Annotated in this window: 19 protein-coding genes; 18 read left to right on the top strand and 1 reads right to left on the bottom strand. The window is 34.6% G+C overall.

The annotated features are described in order from the left end of the window. The first annotated feature begins 6 nt into the window (after positions 1-6). Both AC4G3N_RS02120 and AC4G3N_RS02115 read left to right on the top strand, forming a co-directional pair. Positions 7-453, top strand: coding sequence for a MarR family winged helix-turn-helix transcriptional regulator (locus AC4G3N_RS02120; protein WP_139892006.1), 447 nt, complete (start codon positions 7-9; stop codon positions 451-453). Between the two features lie 270 nt (positions 454-723). Next, positions 724-1263, top strand: a complete 540-nt coding sequence (locus AC4G3N_RS02115; RefSeq protein ID WP_491089637.1) for a hypothetical protein — start codon at positions 724-726, stop codon at positions 1261-1263. A gap of 258 nt (positions 1264-1521) precedes the next feature. Here the strand turns inward: AC4G3N_RS02115 and AC4G3N_RS02110 are convergent, their stop codons facing one another. After that, entirely contained in the window at positions 1522-2052 is a 531-nt protein-coding gene (locus tag AC4G3N_RS02110) for a CotY/CotZ family spore coat protein (protein ID WP_066107185.1), read from the bottom strand. Between the two features lie 121 nt (positions 2053-2173). Here AC4G3N_RS02110 and AC4G3N_RS02105 point away from each other — a divergent pair, with 121 nt between their 5' ends. From AC4G3N_RS02105 to AC4G3N_RS02030, 16 genes are all read left to right on the top strand, one after another. Then, positions 2174-2533, top strand: a complete 360-nt coding sequence (locus tag AC4G3N_RS02105) for a DUF1360 domain-containing protein (RefSeq protein WP_148629829.1) — start codon at positions 2174-2176, stop codon at positions 2531-2533. 250 nt (positions 2534-2783) lie between these two features. Beyond that, on the top strand, positions 2784-3155 hold the full coding sequence (locus AC4G3N_RS02100; RefSeq protein ID WP_139891793.1) for a hypothetical protein: 372 nt from the start codon (positions 2784-2786) through the stop codon (positions 3153-3155). Between the two features lie 71 nt (positions 3156-3226). Further along, the gene (locus AC4G3N_RS02095) at positions 3227-4165 is read left to right on the top strand and encodes a glycosyltransferase family protein (RefSeq protein WP_491089636.1); all 939 of its coding nucleotides are present in this window, start codon (positions 3227-3229) and stop codon (positions 4163-4165) included. 193 nt (positions 4166-4358) lie between these two features. After that, the gene (locus AC4G3N_RS02090) at positions 4359-5294 is read left to right on the top strand and encodes a glycosyltransferase (RefSeq protein WP_066107176.1); all 936 of its coding nucleotides are present in this window, start codon (positions 4359-4361) and stop codon (positions 5292-5294) included. A gap of 53 nt (positions 5295-5347) precedes the next feature. After that, the gene (locus AC4G3N_RS02085; RefSeq protein ID WP_491089635.1) at positions 5348-6376 is read left to right on the top strand and encodes a hypothetical protein; all 1029 of its coding nucleotides are present in this window, start codon (positions 5348-5350) and stop codon (positions 6374-6376) included. A 40-nt stretch (positions 6377-6416) separates the two neighbouring features. Next, on the top strand, positions 6417-7193 hold the full coding sequence (locus tag AC4G3N_RS02080; RefSeq protein ID WP_066107169.1) for a GT-D fold domain-containing protein: 777 nt from the start codon (positions 6417-6419) through the stop codon (positions 7191-7193). Positions 7194-7284: 91 nt separating this feature from the next. Next, complete coding sequence (locus AC4G3N_RS02075) at positions 7285-8292, top strand: glycosyltransferase family 2 protein (protein ID WP_066107166.1); 1008 nt, start codon at positions 7285-7287, stop codon at positions 8290-8292. Between the two features lie 285 nt (positions 8293-8577). Continuing rightward, on the top strand, positions 8578-9066 hold the full coding sequence (locus AC4G3N_RS02070) for a dihydrofolate reductase (RefSeq protein ID WP_491089634.1): 489 nt from the start codon (positions 8578-8580) through the stop codon (positions 9064-9066). Between the two features lie 26 nt (positions 9067-9092). Continuing rightward, on the top strand, positions 9093-9821 hold the full coding sequence (locus AC4G3N_RS02065) for a lysophospholipid acyltransferase family protein (RefSeq protein ID WP_257469020.1): 729 nt from the start codon (positions 9093-9095) through the stop codon (positions 9819-9821). A gap of 273 nt (positions 9822-10094) precedes the next feature. Beyond that, entirely contained in the window at positions 10095-11363 is a 1269-nt protein-coding gene (gene ilvA / locus AC4G3N_RS02060; RefSeq protein WP_491089633.1) for a threonine ammonia-lyase IlvA, read from the top strand. Positions 11364-11511: 148 nt separating this feature from the next. Next, positions 11512-11706 carry a twin-arginine translocase TatA/TatE family subunit gene (locus AC4G3N_RS02055; RefSeq protein WP_066107160.1) on the top strand — a complete coding sequence of 65 codons (195 nt, stop codon included), beginning with the start codon at positions 11512-11514 and terminating at the stop codon, positions 11704-11706. A 79-nt stretch (positions 11707-11785) separates the two neighbouring features. Beyond that, complete coding sequence (gene tatC, locus AC4G3N_RS02050; RefSeq protein WP_066107156.1) at positions 11786-12529, top strand: twin-arginine translocase subunit TatC; 744 nt, start codon at positions 11786-11788, stop codon at positions 12527-12529. A 330-nt stretch (positions 12530-12859) separates the two neighbouring features. After that, positions 12860-13702, top strand: a complete 843-nt coding sequence (locus AC4G3N_RS02045) for a DegV family protein (RefSeq protein ID WP_066107152.1) — start codon at positions 12860-12862, stop codon at positions 13700-13702. A 142-nt stretch (positions 13703-13844) separates the two neighbouring features. Further along, positions 13845-15455 (top strand): ATP-binding protein, encoded by a 1611-nt coding sequence (locus tag AC4G3N_RS02040; RefSeq protein ID WP_491089632.1) that lies wholly within the window; start codon positions 13845-13847, stop codon positions 15453-15455. Between the two features lie 125 nt (positions 15456-15580). Continuing rightward, positions 15581-16681, top strand: coding sequence for a metallophosphoesterase (locus AC4G3N_RS02035; RefSeq protein WP_066107145.1), 1101 nt, complete (start codon positions 15581-15583; stop codon positions 16679-16681). Between the two features lie 157 nt (positions 16682-16838). Further along, the gene (locus AC4G3N_RS02030) at positions 16839-17423 is read left to right on the top strand and encodes an SCO family protein (protein ID WP_175354300.1); all 585 of its coding nucleotides are present in this window, start codon (positions 16839-16841) and stop codon (positions 17421-17423) included. Positions 17424-17490 lie beyond the last annotated feature (67 nt).

Raw genomic sequence — 17490 nt, 5'->3', positions numbered from 1 at the left:
ATGATGATGGAACAAGATAATCTATTTGACTTAATTCATTCCATTGAACAAGTCTCCAATGAGCACATCGTGGATTTCACATCGCGTTACTCTTATCCAATCGGTGTATCGGCAGTACTCGTTCTGGCTGAACTTAGTGATGGCAAGACATTAAGGCAAAGTGAACTCGCTGATATGCTTGGCTACACCAAAGGAGCAGTCACGCATATTGCCTCAAAACTCGTTCATTTTGAGCTGGCTGAGCGGCTATATGATGAAGGAGATCGACGCACTGTTTATTTAAAGATTACCGAGCAGGGATGTATAGCTTTAAACGAGGCCCAAAAGATTGGTGAATCGATTTTTTTAGAACTATTCGAGGTACTTTCCAAAGATGAACTGCTTGAATATTTGCGCCTTCAACAGAAATTGCTAGAGGGGATGAAGAACAGGCGGTTATCTGGGAAGAAGTGAGAAAATAAAGAGAACAAGGCCGATTGCTTTAACTTGCAATCGGCTTTTCTGTGTCGATAGGGTGAGTTTCTATCCTTAAAGCATAAGAAGATAAGGTTACCACTGTTATAACAAAAACAAGACGTAAACCAATCACACCTCACTTCTTGTCTCAGAAAATGTGTCCTTTAGGCTAAATGATAAGGCTTGTTTGTTACAACTAATTTGTCAAAGGACAAAGGCCATATGCATACATATAAAAATGACCCATTAAGGAAAGGAAGAAAAACAATGAATGATAATGAAATGGAAAATAATAAAAAAGAACCGATATTTTATATTATCCAACCAGTGAATAAAGGTAAATTGATTGCTCAGAATATGCAGGAAGTTTATCACAGTAAGGGAAGTATCAAAGAAAAAGAGGATAATAAATTACAAGAAGAATATAGTCTACAAGAGGACGAAGCAGCTGTAAAAAATGAACTTACAGAGAAGTTGCATGAAGAAGCATTAAAAAAAGATACTGATAATATCACAGAAAATTTGTTTATAGGAAAAACAAGCCAAGGTGAAGAAGATTTCAAGTCGGATGAAAATATTGAGGTTCAAGTCGAAAGTGATCCTCTAAAAGATAATCTTCGTATGAAATTAATAAGGTTAGCAAGGTATCCATCAGTAGTGGAGAAGCCTTTCTGTGAAATAAAAATTGAGGGAGAAACCCTTGTTGGGCAAATAGAGAGTAAACGTGGAGAATTTTTAAAGGTAAAAGTAGATGAAAAAATTAGATTAATTGCCATAGATGATGTTGATGAACTTTCTATTATATAGATTAAACATAACAATGACCTTATTTTTCTTGAAATTGAAAAATAGGTCATCTTTTTATGAATATGTTGGCTATCGCCTAATCAAAAAAAGGTAAATTTCATAAGATGTATCAGAAGGAAAGGATAAGCCTAAAGAGGATAAGCCTAAAGATAATAAATCGAATCAAAAGTGAAGGTAATAAAAATCAAACACAAAAAGAAAACCTGAGGAGATACCCCCAGGCTGTAAATATATGAAAGTAAATTATAACCTGCCAGTTTATTTACAATCATGATGGATAGCTACAGGACAAAGGCAAGTAACTGCACCAAACATCTTCAAATCAACAGTAATATAAGCATCGGTTCCTTCGAGTTCCTCAAAATAATGATCTTCTTTATGATTATCTTTATAATCATCTTTATGATTTTCATAATGATGGTCATCTGAGTCTATACCTTTTGGAAAATGATCTTTTTTCTTTAATAATTCCAAGGTTGCACAACAAGAATCAGAATCAACATTGTCGATGCGGAAAATTTTGGATTCAACAAAATAACATTTTCCCTTCTTTTTAGTTGTTCCATGCCCCTCAAATAGTTTTCCGGTGTTAAATACAGTAAGCATAATTGGAATCGTGTTATATTTGTATCCTCCAAAAAGTTTACCATTATTTAATTCGTTAATTGCTCTTTCGCAGCCTTTTCCAAGAGTTTCTTCATCGGGTTTTACTAAATCTTGAGCTTCCACAATAGCTAGTAAAGTATCACAAATACAACTGGATGTTTCAAATTCAGAACCGCAGCTCATATCTTCTCCTCCTTGATGAAATCATTTCTCTAACAGGTTATGAAAATAAGAGTATAGTTGTTTGAGTATATAGCCTATTTTTAAATGTATTTATAAAAATTGAAGAAAAAGGGGATTAATAATGGAGCTGGATATTGTAAAAATATTCATAATAGGATTAGCAGCTTTTCGATTAACACGCCTATTTGTGTTTGATAAAATCACTGAATTTATCAGAAAGCCATTTTTTGAGGAAATCAGTGAAGTTGATGAAGAAGGTAATGAAATAATTTTATATATGGTTAAAGAAAAGGGAATCAAACATTTTTTCGGAGAATTACTAAGTTGTCATTGGTGTACTGGAATATGGGTTAGTATAGGCTTAGTAATGGTCGATTATTATATTCCAGTAGTTAGCTATTTTTTATTGATGGTTTTGTCTGTAGCTGGGATTGGTTCGGTAATTGAAACAATTATTGGAAAGTTAAATTCAGAAGAATAAATATTACTTCAGTTAAGAAGTTGCGTAAAGCTTCGATAAAAGTTTAATTTTCTAATGATTCATAAGGTGACCTCTAAAAGTTAGATTTCAACTCTAACTTTTAGGGTGAAGTACATCATCAATAAAAATGGTCATTTTACATAATAAATTCTTTAAAAGTTATAGGACAAGCAAACAAGCTATCATAGAAAATCTCCATATAATTAAATTACGGCTAATTATAGCTGAAACATATGTGAGGTGAACAAAAATGGCAGAGTGGAACCCTGAATCTAAGCAGACTCCATCTGGAGCTATTACAAGTGCTTCCTTAAAACAACTGTTAACAGAGTATATAACAACGACTCAAGAAATGGCCAGGAATAATTCTGAATCGACCCTATCAAGGTCTATTGCAAGAGTATCCTTTAGACAGCTACTACGACATTATTTAAGAACGGGTCAAGAAATTGCAGAAGTTCATGTCAATAGATCTCAATTTAATGGAGAACCTGATTTAACTAATGTACAAGTTGTTAATGTAGGCAATGATTATGCTGAATTTAGACAAGTTGATTCTTCATTTGGAGGAAGGACATTTATCGTAAGATTTAATCAAATCACTTCTCTTGAACTTCCTTAAGTTATTTAAAGATAATGTGGCTTCATGTGGTTTTTATAAACACATGAAGCCGCTTTAAGGAGGATATGCGTTTGATTAAACAATTAACCATTTTATTTATTACAAAAAGATTCCATAATCGGGTTAATAAAAGTACAGAATACTTTGTCTCAGAACTTCAAAAACAATGTAACTTATATATATGGGAAAATGATGGTGATTTAAGCGGAATACTTAGTAGACTGCCGCAGTCACCTTCATTTATTCTTTTAAATGATTTTAAGCCGGATTATACACCTACAATACGTGGTATAAGGGATACCTCTATACCTGTAGGGGCTATAATACATGAGATTAAATATAAACCTTACCGTCGCAGACTGTTTTATGAGCGGGAGTACATTCAGCATATTTTTACACATTATAGGGATGCAAGCAACCGTATCCTCCCCGAATTAAAGGAACGGTACATTTGGCTGCCCCATTTTGTTCCACTTGATATTTTCAGAGACTATGGGCAAGAGCGGGATATTGACTGTTTAATGATGGGGATTCTAATCAAAAGGGTATATCCAAAACGATTTGCTATGTATGAGCAGTTGTTAAATTATCCAGGCTTTAAGTATTTCGATCATCCAGGTTATGGAGAATTACCAGCAAATTCGAATCGTTTAACAGGAATAACATATGCCAAAGAATTATCAAGAGCAAAAATATTTGTAACATGTGATTCTGTTGAAAAGCTGCCTCTTATGAAATATTTCGAATGCCTGGCCTGCAAAACATTATTGATGGGAACGGGATCAAATGAGTTAAAAGAATTGGGGTTTATTGATGGGGAAACATTTGTTGAAGTAGATGAATATAATGTACTTGAAAAAGTGAATTATTATTTAGAGCATGAAGAGGAAAGAAAACAAATAATTGATAAAGGCTATAAATTAGTTGCAGAAAGACACTCTGTGGAAAAGAGAGTAGAGGAATTTCTGTTTACGGTAAATGAAATTATTTCGAATAGAAGAGATAGATAAGGATATGAACACCTTATCTATATCTGTGGCTGTCGACAAAATCGGCAGCTGTTTTTTTGCCGGAAATAATTTAAAAAAATTAGTTTAGCAGTTCTAAATACACGATTTGGGTATTTATAGTTACCTTTTGCGAAGTTATTCATAGTATGAAAAGACAAGTTGTAATTTCTAATATTTTTAAGGAGGGAAACAAGTGCGAAAAATAAACCTTCTTGTGACGACTGGTGATTTCAGCAAATATATATCCCCAGAGTTTCACTATTTATTGATGGAGGTAGCCAAGCTAACAAATTTAACTGTTTGGCATGAGTCAGGCGATATTAAGGATATTCTGAAAAAAGTAGAAGTTCAACCGGATTTTATTTTCATAAATGAATTCGGAGAAAGTAACTCTCCAAAAATTACAGGCCTCAGCACTTTGGAAATCCCTTTTGCAGTTAATTTATATGATATTCATTATCATATTAAGGATAGGAAAGAAGCTCTCCATGCTGATAATGTAAAGCATATATTTGTGTATTATCGCGATAAGTTTCTCGAGTGGTATCCGGAGTTTGCGCATATGATGAAATGGCTGCCCAAACATATTAATCCAGCTATTTTTAAAGATTATAAGTTAGAAAAAGAAATAGATTATTTGTTAATGGGGGCGGTACACCATCGGGTCTATCCGATTAGACATAAAGTTGTACAAGCTATGAAAGATAAGCCTGGATTTGTTTATCATGAGCATCCTGGTTATCGAAATATAGATGATGACGAAGAGAATGTATTTGCTGGTGAAAAATATGCAAAAGAAATAAACCGCTCCAAAATGTTTTTTACATGTAATTCAAGATATGAGTATGTTCTTACAAAATATTTAGAAGTACCGGCCTCCAGGACTTTGTTGCTAGCTCCCTCATCGAACGAGTTAGAAGACATGGGATTTGTACCAGGAGTGCATTTTGTGGAGATCAATGAAGATAATTTTCAGGAAAAGGCGCAGTATTATCTGGAGAATGAATCAGAAAGGTATAAGATTTCTAAACAAGGCTATTTGATGGTTCATGAACACCATACGACGAAAAAGCGTGCAAAACAATTTGTCGAGTTGATTCAGGAAATAATAACAAATGAACAGAAGTAAGGAAGATAGATTAATCATAAATGCTTGTGCTTATTATGAGAGGAAGGAATTGAATGTCTGAACTTAATTCTGATGAGATTGCAAAGATTCTGAGCTTGGATTCGTTTGAGATTTTGGAAAGAGAGTTGATACTTGACGCATCAAAGAGAATAGAGCGTATCAAATGGCGGGAAAATAAAAATGCTATACCCGAACAAATATTAATTAAATATGGAAGAGATTCAGCGATACTGGTTGAGGTGCTTTTTTATAGTAAATTATCTAACTCTGTAAAAGAACAAATCCCAAAAATCATAGCCTATGATGCCCATAATAATGTAAAGGTCCTGATTCTAGAGTGGATAGAAGGAGTAAACCCAGATTTTAGTGATCAAGCAATCGTTAAAAGGGTTTATAAAGATTATGGGAAGTTTGCAGCTAAGTGGGGAAATCAAATAAATGAGTTTGATAATGATAAGATTGATAAATTGATAAATACGAACGAAGATTATAGAGGGAAGTTAGATCACTTTATTGACAAAATATCTATTCGTAACCATATTGATGAAATCTATGAGGGTATTAAATTCCGTGAAAGCAGAGAAGATCTTTTGAAAATGATTGGCGGATCTGAATTTTTAGATTTAATTAAAAGAATGGATCAAAAATGGATATTGCAAATAATCCATAAATTATACGGAGTACCATGTACATTGCATCCTGGTGATGTTTCGAAGTTTAATACGTTAATCAGCTATTCTAATGACCAGGTTTTAATTATTGATTTTGAGAATATGAAAATTGGACCGATGACTTTATTGATGGAATATATTGGTGAGGAAGATATTCATGTTCCTACAAGTCAGTTAAATGAAACAGCTTTGAGGTCCTATGTTGACGGATGGAATAAATACAGTTCACAGTCAGTTAAATGGGAACCATTTTATGGTAGTTATCTCGCAGCACGAATCCTTTATAAATGTTATTTAATTCAATGGTATTTAAATAAATTTGAGAATAATAGTCGGAGAACTCCTGAGCAATCATGGGTTACAAAGCATGTAAATGATTTACTAAGCTACTGTAAATGGATAGAAAAATAATCTAATATATGTGATTTTTTTAGCGAAGGGAGAGAGAAATTTGTCAAACCAATTATCAAGCGGTGAAATAATGGACCGTATTTTAAGAAGTTTGAAAAAACAAAGGCCTCTATCGATTGTATCAGTCGGTCAAACCGAAGCCGTTGTGATGGGACAAGATCAATTCGATAAGGATCCTATTTTAAATAAATTTCAAGGCCATTATAGAAAGGAAAAAAAGATAGCCAATAAAGATGTGAAAGAAGGCTTTTATCATCGTGGAATAAGGTTTCCAAACCCCATTGCTCAAATGGAAGGGATTGCCGCGGTGAATAGTGCTGATATTGTGGGTTATAACACAATTGAAGAAAATTCCAAGGAAATCACGGAGCGTGTTTTTTCAATTTATAATATCCAACCAAAAGAGTATTTTGAAGCTAATATTAGAAGAGTTTTTATGAAGTCGCAAAAAGATAAGTTTGAAGAAATATTACGTAACAGAAAAGTATTATTAATTGGATCACTGGCTGAAAAAGCTAAAAAGGGTATGGAAGATAAGTATGGAAAAACATTAGGTGTAAAAGTAGTGGGAGCACTACCTATCTATTCCTATGATGATATACCAACTGTAAAAAAACAGCTTAAAACAATCGATTTTGATATATGTTTTTTAGGAGCAGGGATAAATGCACTTATCCTTACCCCATATATAGCATCCAGGTATGGAAAAGTAGCATTCGATATAGGTTCAGGAATGCAGACATTTATTACGGATGAAATTGTTACTGATTCTTGGATCAATGAAATAATCGGGTTAGATAGATTAATGAAAATGTAGATGTGCTGTTTCTGGCTTATATTGATGGGCTTGAAGAATGAAAATTGGATTGATATCGGAAAATATGATTAGGTAAGTGAGTTGAAAAATCGTGAAAGTATCAATTGTCATTCCGAGTCACAATCGGTATGAACAGCTTAAAAATACAATTGAAGCATTACGGAAACAAAGTCATGATAATTATGAAGTGATGATTGTGGATGATGCATCAGATGATCGCACCAGTACAATTGATCTTCCGAATCATTTTCGTATGGTTCGAAATAATAAAAAAATGGGACTTGCAGAAACAAGGAATATAGGGATTGCCAATACAGATGGGGATTTAATCATTTTTCTTGATGCGGAGATGTTGGTTTATCCTGACTATATTGAAAATCATGTTAAAAGGCATGAGAAATGTGAAAACTTGGTTTTAACTGGCGCCATGTATTATTATTATATAACTCAAAGAGCCCAAAAAAAAATCGTGGACCAGAATATAAACTTCCTAAGTGAAGAATTTCAAAACTTAATCCGTTTTAAAGATTATTATTATTCTAATATCATTGTCCCTTATGGGGATGAATTGGACAAATTTCTGATTCCTTGGGTTGCCTGCATGGGTGGTAATCTTTCAGTGAAGCGTACTTTATTAGACCAGGCGGGAAGGTTTGATCCAAAGTTTATTGGCTATGGATGGGAGGACTGGGAATTAGGGTACAGGCTCCACCAGTGTGGTGCTACATTTAAAGTGGATCGTGCTGTGGGGACAATTCATCAAGAACATGAAGTTAACAAGAAAAGATTACAGGAATCTTTACTAAATTATCGCTATTTCATGGATAAACATCCTTCAATTGAAGTGTATGCTATGAGTTTAGAGCTGATTAGCGAGCAAGTAACAATAAGAGATATTAATCAATTACTCCATAAATATGACCAACTTTACAACAAGGACCTGAGGTTAGCATTTTACGAAATTATAAAATATAATGCCCGTTATGTAACAACGGAATTCCAAAAACCTTTTATTTCTAAAAACACAATAAATCTAAATCATCTACCGGAGGGGATTTTGAAAGAAGTTTATATCATGTTACTGAATAAACATGTATAGATTGTTAGAAATTTGACCTTGCAAATCCGTTATTTAAATGGTTAAATAGGTCCATTGACGATTAAGAAGTCAGTAATATTTAATTGTTTCGTATATCAAGTAGTAAATGACTTTTAGTAGTCTGTTAGTCGTAAATATCCAAGTCAATATAACCGTTCCCGACTGTGGTTCGGTTTTTCTCTTATATGTTACTCGATATATGAGATAAAATGATATTAGCAATGATTTTTCGAAGACGGATATTTAAAATTTAACAAGAGAAGATTAAACAAAAGGAGGATTAAAATGTTTTCAATTGTTGTAGCACATGATCGAAATCGCGTTATCGGTATCAATAATAATCTTCCATGGCGTATTCCTGCCGACATGGCCCATGTGAAACAAACCACGATGGGTAAAATTTTAATTATGGGTCGAAAAACGTTTGAGTCTATAGGAAAGCCTCTTCCTGGCAGAACGAATGTCGTTTTAACGAAAGATCCATCGTGGGTCGTTGATGGAGTAAAAGTCGTACACTCAGTGGATGAAATTCTTCAAATAGAAAAAGATACCGATACTGAATGTGTCATATTCGGGGGACAAGTATTATTTGAACAGCTTCTTCCGTATGTATCAAAAATCTATTTGACATATATTGATCATCATTTTGAAGGAGATACATTCTTCCCAGTTCAAAATTATGATGAAGAATGGGAATTGCTTTCATCTGAAAAAGGACCAAAAGACGAAAAAAATCCATACGATTATTATTTTAAAGAATACATACGCAAGTAGGGTTAGATACAGGAGGTTTTATTACATTGCTACGGTTAATTTATATGGTTATTTATTTATGTGGCTTTTTATTGTACAGCTTACCAGGACTATCTAAAATGAAGAAGGTTTATGAGAAAAATAATGCTCATGACGATGTGGAAATTCAACAAATTCCGAAAAAATGGGCAAAAGGATTTTTAAAGAATTCAGGCTGTGAGCTGGAAGTCGTAGGGTCCGAAAATATTCCGGATGGGCCAGTATTATTTGTAGGAAATCATGAAGGGGATTTTGATATACCCGTATTAATGGCTGGTATCTCCAAGCCGTTTGGCTTTATTTCAAAAATTGAAGTAAAAAAAATTCCGATTGTTGCTGGCTGGATGGAAGTAATGGGCTGCGTGTTTATGGATCGTAAGGATCGACGTGCTTCTATACAGGCTATTAGAGAAGGGGTACAGAAATTAAAGGATGGCCACTCAATTCTCATTTTTCCAGAGGGTACTCGCAACAGAGGTAAGGAGATTGGTGAATTTAAAGCGGGCTCATTGCGTCTTGCTAAAGATACTAGGGTGCCGATTGTACCTTTTATGATTACAGGTACTGCGGACTTGTTTGAGAATAACAATAATAAGATAAAGCCTGGGAAGGTTAAACTTGTTATATTGCCTGCGATTACCTCTGAACAATACGAAGAAGAGGGAATGACAGCAGTGGCTGAACATATTCATACTAGAATCAAAGAGGAAAGAAGCAATCTGTTAAAGGGTGCATAAATCAAATCAAAGGCATACGTATCATTAGTGCTAGAACGACAAAACAGGTGGAGAAAATTCTACCTGTTTTGTCGTTTTTTGAAGCTTTGAAAAAGTGGTCAGCATTTCATCAAGTCATCAATGTAGCCAAATTAATCACACGGAATTAATTTGTAAATTATTAAAAGTATATCAGTTGAATTCTACTATATTGATTTTTCTAAAAATTCTGTTGATTTATTATTCGTACCTGCTATAATTTTATAAATTAATAAAAGTAATGGAGGAGAGCATATGAGGCATCTGGTGAAAACAAATGAAGGAGTATCACCTGAACAAATTTTAATTGCGTATCAGCAATTAAAAGACAAGGTTGCTCACACTCCTTTGCAAAGAAATAAGAGGTTGTCAGAAAAGTATCATTGTAATGTTTATTTGAAAAGAGAAGACCTTCAATATGTACGTTCTTTTAAATTGCGTGGGGCATTTTATGCGATGCTAAATCTATCGAAAGAGGAATTGCAAAATGGTATAGTATGCGCCAGTGCCGGCAATCATGCTCAGGGAGTTGCTTACGCATGTAATGAATTAAAGGTAAAGGGTAAAATCTATATGCCTACGACCACTCCAAGACAAAAAGTTAATCAGGTGGAGTTATTTGGCAAAGAATATGTGGAAATTATCCTGATTGGTGATACGTTTGATGATTCATTTATAGAAGCAAGGAAATGTGAGGAAGCAGAAAATAGGGCGTTCATTCATCCGTTTAATGATCAAAATGTGATTTCAGGACAAGGTACGGTAGCTGTTGAGATGTTTCAGGATATGGATGTACCTGTTGACTATATTTTTGGTAGTGTTGGCGGCGGCGGATTGATGTCAGGTATAGCTGCATACAGTGCAAGTGTCTCTCCCAATACTGCCTGTATCGGTGTGGAGCCAGTTGGGGCACCATCTATGCAAACTGCGATCAAAGAGGGACAGGTGGTTAAACTTCCGCAAATTGATTCCTTTGTTGATGGAGCTGCAGTAAAAGAGGTTGGAGAGAAAACATTTGCTATTTGCCGTGACTTGCTTAAGGATGTGGTTACTGTGCCGGAAGGGAAAGTATGTACCACGATTCTGGAATTATATAATGAACACGCGATTGTGGCTGAACCGGCCGGAGCTATGTCCGTTGCAGCACTGGATTTGTATCAAGAGCAATTGGTAGGAAAAACGGTCGTGTGCATCATAAGCGGAGGTAATAATGATATTGGAAGAATGCAGGATATCAAAGACCGCTCTCTTCAATATGAAGGTCTCCTGCATCATTTCATTGTTCATTTTCCACAGCGAGCGGGTGCACTGCGAGAATTTCTCGATGAGGTGCTTGGACCAAATGATGACATAACCAGGTTTGAATATACGAAGAAGAATAATAAAGACAATGGTCCTGCACTTGTTGGCATCGAATTGCAAAAAAGAGAGGATTATAATGGACTGATGCAGCGAATGGAGACTAAAGGATTCCAGTTTGTTGAAGTAAAGAAAGGAAGCAGCCTTCATCAATTTTTAATATAAGTTAGAATGGTAGATTTATTTAACAAAACGAATTCCTAAATAAGTAAAAGTTAGTATATTCTGTTTGTATATGAAATTATTACTTTTCTTTACCTTTAAAACAATTATAATAGAATTAGATTCATTTCAGCTTGGGAGGGAGAAAAGAATGTTTTCAAATATTGGTGTACCAGGATTGCTGTTAATCCTTTTGCTTGTCCTGATTATCTTTGGACCTAAAAAGCTACCTGAAATCGGCAGAGCTTTCGGTCAAACATTACGTGAATTTAAAAATTCTACAAAAGATTTAACCAGTGATGTAGTGGATGATATAAAGGATGTTAAAAAAGAGATCAATAAATAATTTAATAGTTTATTTAAAAGAGGTGTGAGAATTTATTCTTGCACCTCTTTAAAGGGATTCAGAAAGGCGTGACTCTAGTTTGGAAGAGAAAGAATTAAATATGATAGAGCACCTTGATGAATTGAGAACAAGGTTAATCATCACAGTAACTGCTTTTATACTGTTTTTATGTGTATCTTTTTTCTTCGTTAAAGACATATATAAATTTTTTACTCGTAATGTAGATGAGAAGCTTATTGTACTTGGCCCTAGTGATGTTATGTGGATTTACTTTACAATAGCCTCCATAGTGGCTATTGCCTGTACAATACCTGTTCTAGCAATTCAACTCTGGCTGTTTATAAAACCTGCACTTTTGAAACACGAACAAAAAATTGCATTATCCTATATACCTGCATTATTTCTTCTGTTTATAGCAGGATTATCCTTTGGCTATTTTGTCATCTTTCCAATCGTTATGAGTTTCTTGACAGATTTGGGTAATGATGTGATGACGACATCCTATACGGCAGATAAATATTTGAAATTTATTATTCATATGTCATTGCCGTTTGCATTTCTCTTTGAATTGCCAGTCGTCATGATGTTTTTGACGTCCTTGGGTATCTTGAATCCGTATATTATGGCGAAGTATCGGAAATACGCATATTTTGTGTTAATCGTGGTTGCGATTATTATTACACCGCCTGAATTTTTATCTGATTTTGTAGTTTCAGTTCCGTTATTGCTGTTATATGAAATCAGCATTTCACTATCAAAATTTGTATATAAACGAAAGCTAATAAAAGCAGAACAGTACGAACTGGAACAGGATTTAAATTAAGTACGAAATTTGAATGCAGCAGAGTGTGAATCTACAGTGATTCACACTCTTTTTATTTTTAATAATAGAATAGCTTGGAGTTTATATACATGATGAGGGGAAATAATAAATAGTTAAATTTAGGAAATATATATTTAGTACAGCTGCATGCCAGTTATGCTTTCGTTTAACGTAAATCGATTAACAAATTTACATGGTAGGATTTGCTGGAATTGAGTATTTAAATTATAAGAATTTTGCATAAACTTATATTAATGAAAATGAAATTCATTTAAATTTAATTTTCTACCATGTATAATATGATTAGTCATACATATAGGAAGTGAAACTATGCCAAATATTAAAATTGTTACTGATTCCACGCTTGATCTGCCAAAGGAGATCATCGCAGAAAATGACATAACAGTTGTACCACTCTCAATTACAATAAATGGCGAAACATACATTGATGGAGTAGATATTACATCTAAAGAATTTATTACCAAAATGCAGCAATCAGAAGAATTGCCAAAAAGTTCCCAGCCCCCAGCAGGTGAATTTCTGGAAGTATATAATAAACTTACAGAAGATGGAAGTGAAGTGTTGTCTATTCATATGACTGCTCAAATGAGCGGTACTGTGCAATCGGCTCAAACTGCTGCCAGAATGGCTGATGGGAAAGTTGCAGTAGTTAATTCCAAATATATATCCAATGCACTGGGATTCCAGGTACTAGCGGCATCTGAAATGGCAAGAGAAGGTAAAACGATGGATGAGATTGTTGAAAAATTGGATCATATTAGGGAAAATACTCGACTTTTTGTGGTGGTGGATACCCTTGAGAATCTAGTTAAGGGCGGCCGAATTGGAAAAGGAAAAGCTATGTTAAGTTCTCTCTTAAATATCAAACCGATTGCTTCACTTGATACAGGAGAGTATACTCCTGTAGCGAAAGTGAGAAGTCAAGGCCAAATCGTGAAATTCTTAGTAAAGCAGCTTATGCAGGATATTGAGGGGAAAGTTCTAAAGGGGATTGGCATAACCCACGCAGATGCAATCGAACTTGCAACAAAATTGAAAGAAATGATCATCCGTGAACTTGGTATAGATGATGTACCAATTTATGAAACAACACCGATTATTAGTACACATACGGGAATTGGGGCAATCGGCTTTATGTATTACGCCGACTAATGTAACAGTAAGAGAAATGCACTATCCAAGATCGAGATAGTGTATTTTTTTTTGATTTTGCGATTATTTTATATTTATTACAGGAAAACTGCCTAATTTTGTCTAATTATAGATAGATACTATGAAACTGTGTGAGGGATCTATGAAGAATATAAAAAAGTCGATGTCAATCAAACGCAAAATTTTGACGCTATTAGTCTTGTTAATGCTCATTACTATCATTCTTATCTCGATTATTGGGTATAAATTAATGAATGCTTATACAGAAGATATATTGTATGAAAGAGGTAAGGGGATGGTTATGTTTGGCTCATCAATGATTCCCTCCCGATTAATAAATGAAGCTTCAGTTAATACTGATTCCTCAATAGGTGCAAGGTCTAAACTGAAAACCTATCTGAACGAAATGGATAAACAGAGTAATCACTTATTTTCCGGACATATTATTTTATATAACGAAAATAAAAAGCATTATGAAATCATCAGTGCATCAGATGGTACTCAACCTAATGGTATAAAGGAAGGGTCTCCCTTTATACCAAGCAAACGAACCCTACCTTATATTCAAAAGGTCATACATGGTGAAAATCCGCAAATAACAAAAATATATAAGGAATCTTCGAATAAATGGGTCAATGCCTATGCTGGAATTGATGGATTAGAAGGGTCTAATAAAGCTATATTAGCGGTGACAATCAATGCAGATGAAGTGTTCACGAAAAACTTGTATTGGTTACTCCTATTCATTGGAAGTATATTAATTATTTTTTGTATGGCATATGGTGTCCTTTGTCATTATTTAAATAAATTAATGGGCCCTGTTCATAAGTTGATTATAGGGATAACGAAGGTAAGTCAGGGTGAATTTAATATTAAGTTAACCGAAGATTCCTCAACAGAATTTGAGGAGCTTTTTGAACAATTCAACTATATGGTTCATCAGCTTCATATTTTATTTGAAAAGCTTTCAATTACTTCAGTACAAATTGGTTCTAAATCTAATAATGAAATGCTGATTAATAATTTTGATGAAGCCATAAAGGAAATTGATAATATTGTATATAGGACGAGTATCCAAAAAGAGCTGCAACAAGCTGAAAAAATGAACGCCATTGGACAATTAGCAGCATCTGTTGCTCATGAGATTCGAAATCCTATGACCGTTGTGAAAGGATTTCTGCAAATCTTCCAAAATAAAAGCAAGTTATCTGAAGAGGAATTATCATATATAAAATTAATGGTGGACGAAATCAATCGGGCTGAAGGAATTATTAACGATTATCTATCTCTTGCCAAGCCGGACTTAGGATCGAAGGAATATGTGATGTTATCAGAGTTCTCAGCTCATATTGTTGATTTAATGAACGGATATGCCTTAATGGTCAGCAATATTCATTTACACTTCGAATTGGATTTTGACTTGGAAATATACATAAATACAAACGAAGTGAAGCAGGTATTAATCAATATTATGAAAAATGGGATTGAGGCAATGAAGGATGGCGGCGAACTGACTTTATCCATTCAGAAAGAAGGAGAGTGTATAGTCTTTTCGGTATCAGATACAGGTAATGGTATGAGTGAGGAACAAATAAAACGTTTAGGCACAGCCTTCTACTCATTAAAAGATAAAGGAACCGGCATTGGATTGATGGTTTGTTATCAAGTTATCGAGAGAATGAAAGGGAAAATTGAAGTCGAAAGTGAGAAAAACAAAGGAACAACTTTTAAAGTGTATGTCCCTTTTAGTTGATATGGAATAAAATAAAAATCAAATAAATTAACAATCAAGAATAGGTAAGTCATAATAAAGTAGGATGTTACCTTATTAAACTAAAATGATAAAAGTCATGTGAAAAGGAGTCTTATGGAATACATATGTTCATTCTTATTCTGATTATTGCACTGCTGCTTTATGGTGGCCTCGTCTACTATATAGGCTGGCGGGGATATCGTTGGCTACGACCGGAATCTTCAAGCCGACGATTTAAAATCCTATACAGCCTCATCATTATACTTGCAGCAAGCTCATTTATAATTGGCCGCTTTTCTGGGCTGACATTTTTAAATATTGCTGGAGCTTATTGGATGGCATGCTTTTACTTACTGTTAATGCTAGTTCCTCTTGCTCATATTACAGTTATTCTTCTACGCCTGACACGGCTGCATCGGCCGAAAACGCAGTTATGGGCAGGGATCATCACTTTAGGGCTGTTAATAACATTTATGATATACGGTACATATAATGCCTATAGCCCAGTCGTACGTAACTATGAAATTAAGATGGATAAAGGTTCCTCGTCTCTCGAAAACCTACATATCGTGATGGCTGCAGATACACATTTTGGGTTGCTATCGGGTAAAGACCATGCGGAGCGTTTTGTAAAGAAAGTTAACGAACTGAATCCTGATTTAATCCTTTTGCCTGGAGATTTATTTGATGATGATGTTCAACCATTCCTTGATCAGAAGATCGATCGGATATTATCCAAGCTTCAGGCACCATATGGGGTGTATGCATCCCTTGGAAATCATGATAAGCACGATGGTACGATGCAGGAACTGATTGAAGCGGTAGAGCGCAGCGGAATTCAAGTGCTGTACGATGAAACCGTAGAGGTTAAAGAAGAATTCACTCTCATTGGGCGCAAGGATCGAACTGAGGAAGATAGGTTGCCTTTAGAAAAATTAATGAGCGGTGTAAATCTCGAAAAGCCCGCCATTTTGTTGGAACATCAGCCCTATGAACTTGATATTGCGCAGCAAGAAGGCGTTGACTTAATGGTTTCCGGTCATACCCATCGCGGCCAGATTTTTCCGGGAAATCTAATTACTGAAGCGATATATGAAAATGATTGGGGCTATTTAAAAAAGGGTCAGATGGACTCGATCGTAACATCCGGTTTTGGTTTTTGGGGACCGCCTATTCGGATTGGTACACGCTCTGAAATTGTGACGATTCAAATTCAGTTCGAGTAGGGTTTTATAACGAGTCAAAGAAACTCAAACGAAACTACCAATGTTTAAATCTCAAAAGGATAAAACAATCTGTCAATCAAAGGCAAAATACTTTTGTGAAAATACAGATTTTGATAAAATTAACAGTATTAGAGATTAAACACAGGGTGGTTAATTCATGAACTATTTTGGCAAAATAGCAATGGTATTTTTTCTGGTTTTCATTATTAATGGTTGCTCTCAACAAGAAATACCTAATGCGGTAAATTGGAAGGTAGAAGATTTTACTTTTACAGACCAAAATGAACAAAAAGTATCAAAAGGTGATTTAGAAGGAAAAGTATGGATCGCTGATTTTATCTTTACAAATTGCAATACAGTATGTTTGCCGATGACTTCCAATATGAAAAAGCTTCAAAATATGATTACTGAAGAAGGTCTTGAAGATGTACATTTTGTTTCCTTTAGTATCGATCCGGAAGTAGACAATCCTTCTATTTTGAAAAAATACGGGGAAAGCTTTCAGGCGAATTTCGATAATTGGAGCTTCTTAACAGGGTATGACCAAGAAACGATTGAAAGCCTAGCGAAGGATAGCTTTAAAGTATTGGTGCAGAAGCCTGCTGAAGGGGACCAGGTAATTCATGGAACGAGCTTTTCATTGGTCGATCAAGAGGGCACAGTTGTTCAGCAATATTCTGGTGTTGAAGGTATTCCATTCGAGGATATTATTAAACATATAAAAATACTACAGTCAAATTAGGGGCAGGGGAAACCTGTCTTTTTTTATATGATAAGGATATTTATTGTAACTATAATGAATATAATAA

It is taken from the genome of Bacillus sp. z50, from assembly GCF_058313585.1.
The sequence above is the reverse complement of the archived record's forward strand: the minus strand, read 5'-3'. Positions and strand labels throughout refer to the sequence as shown.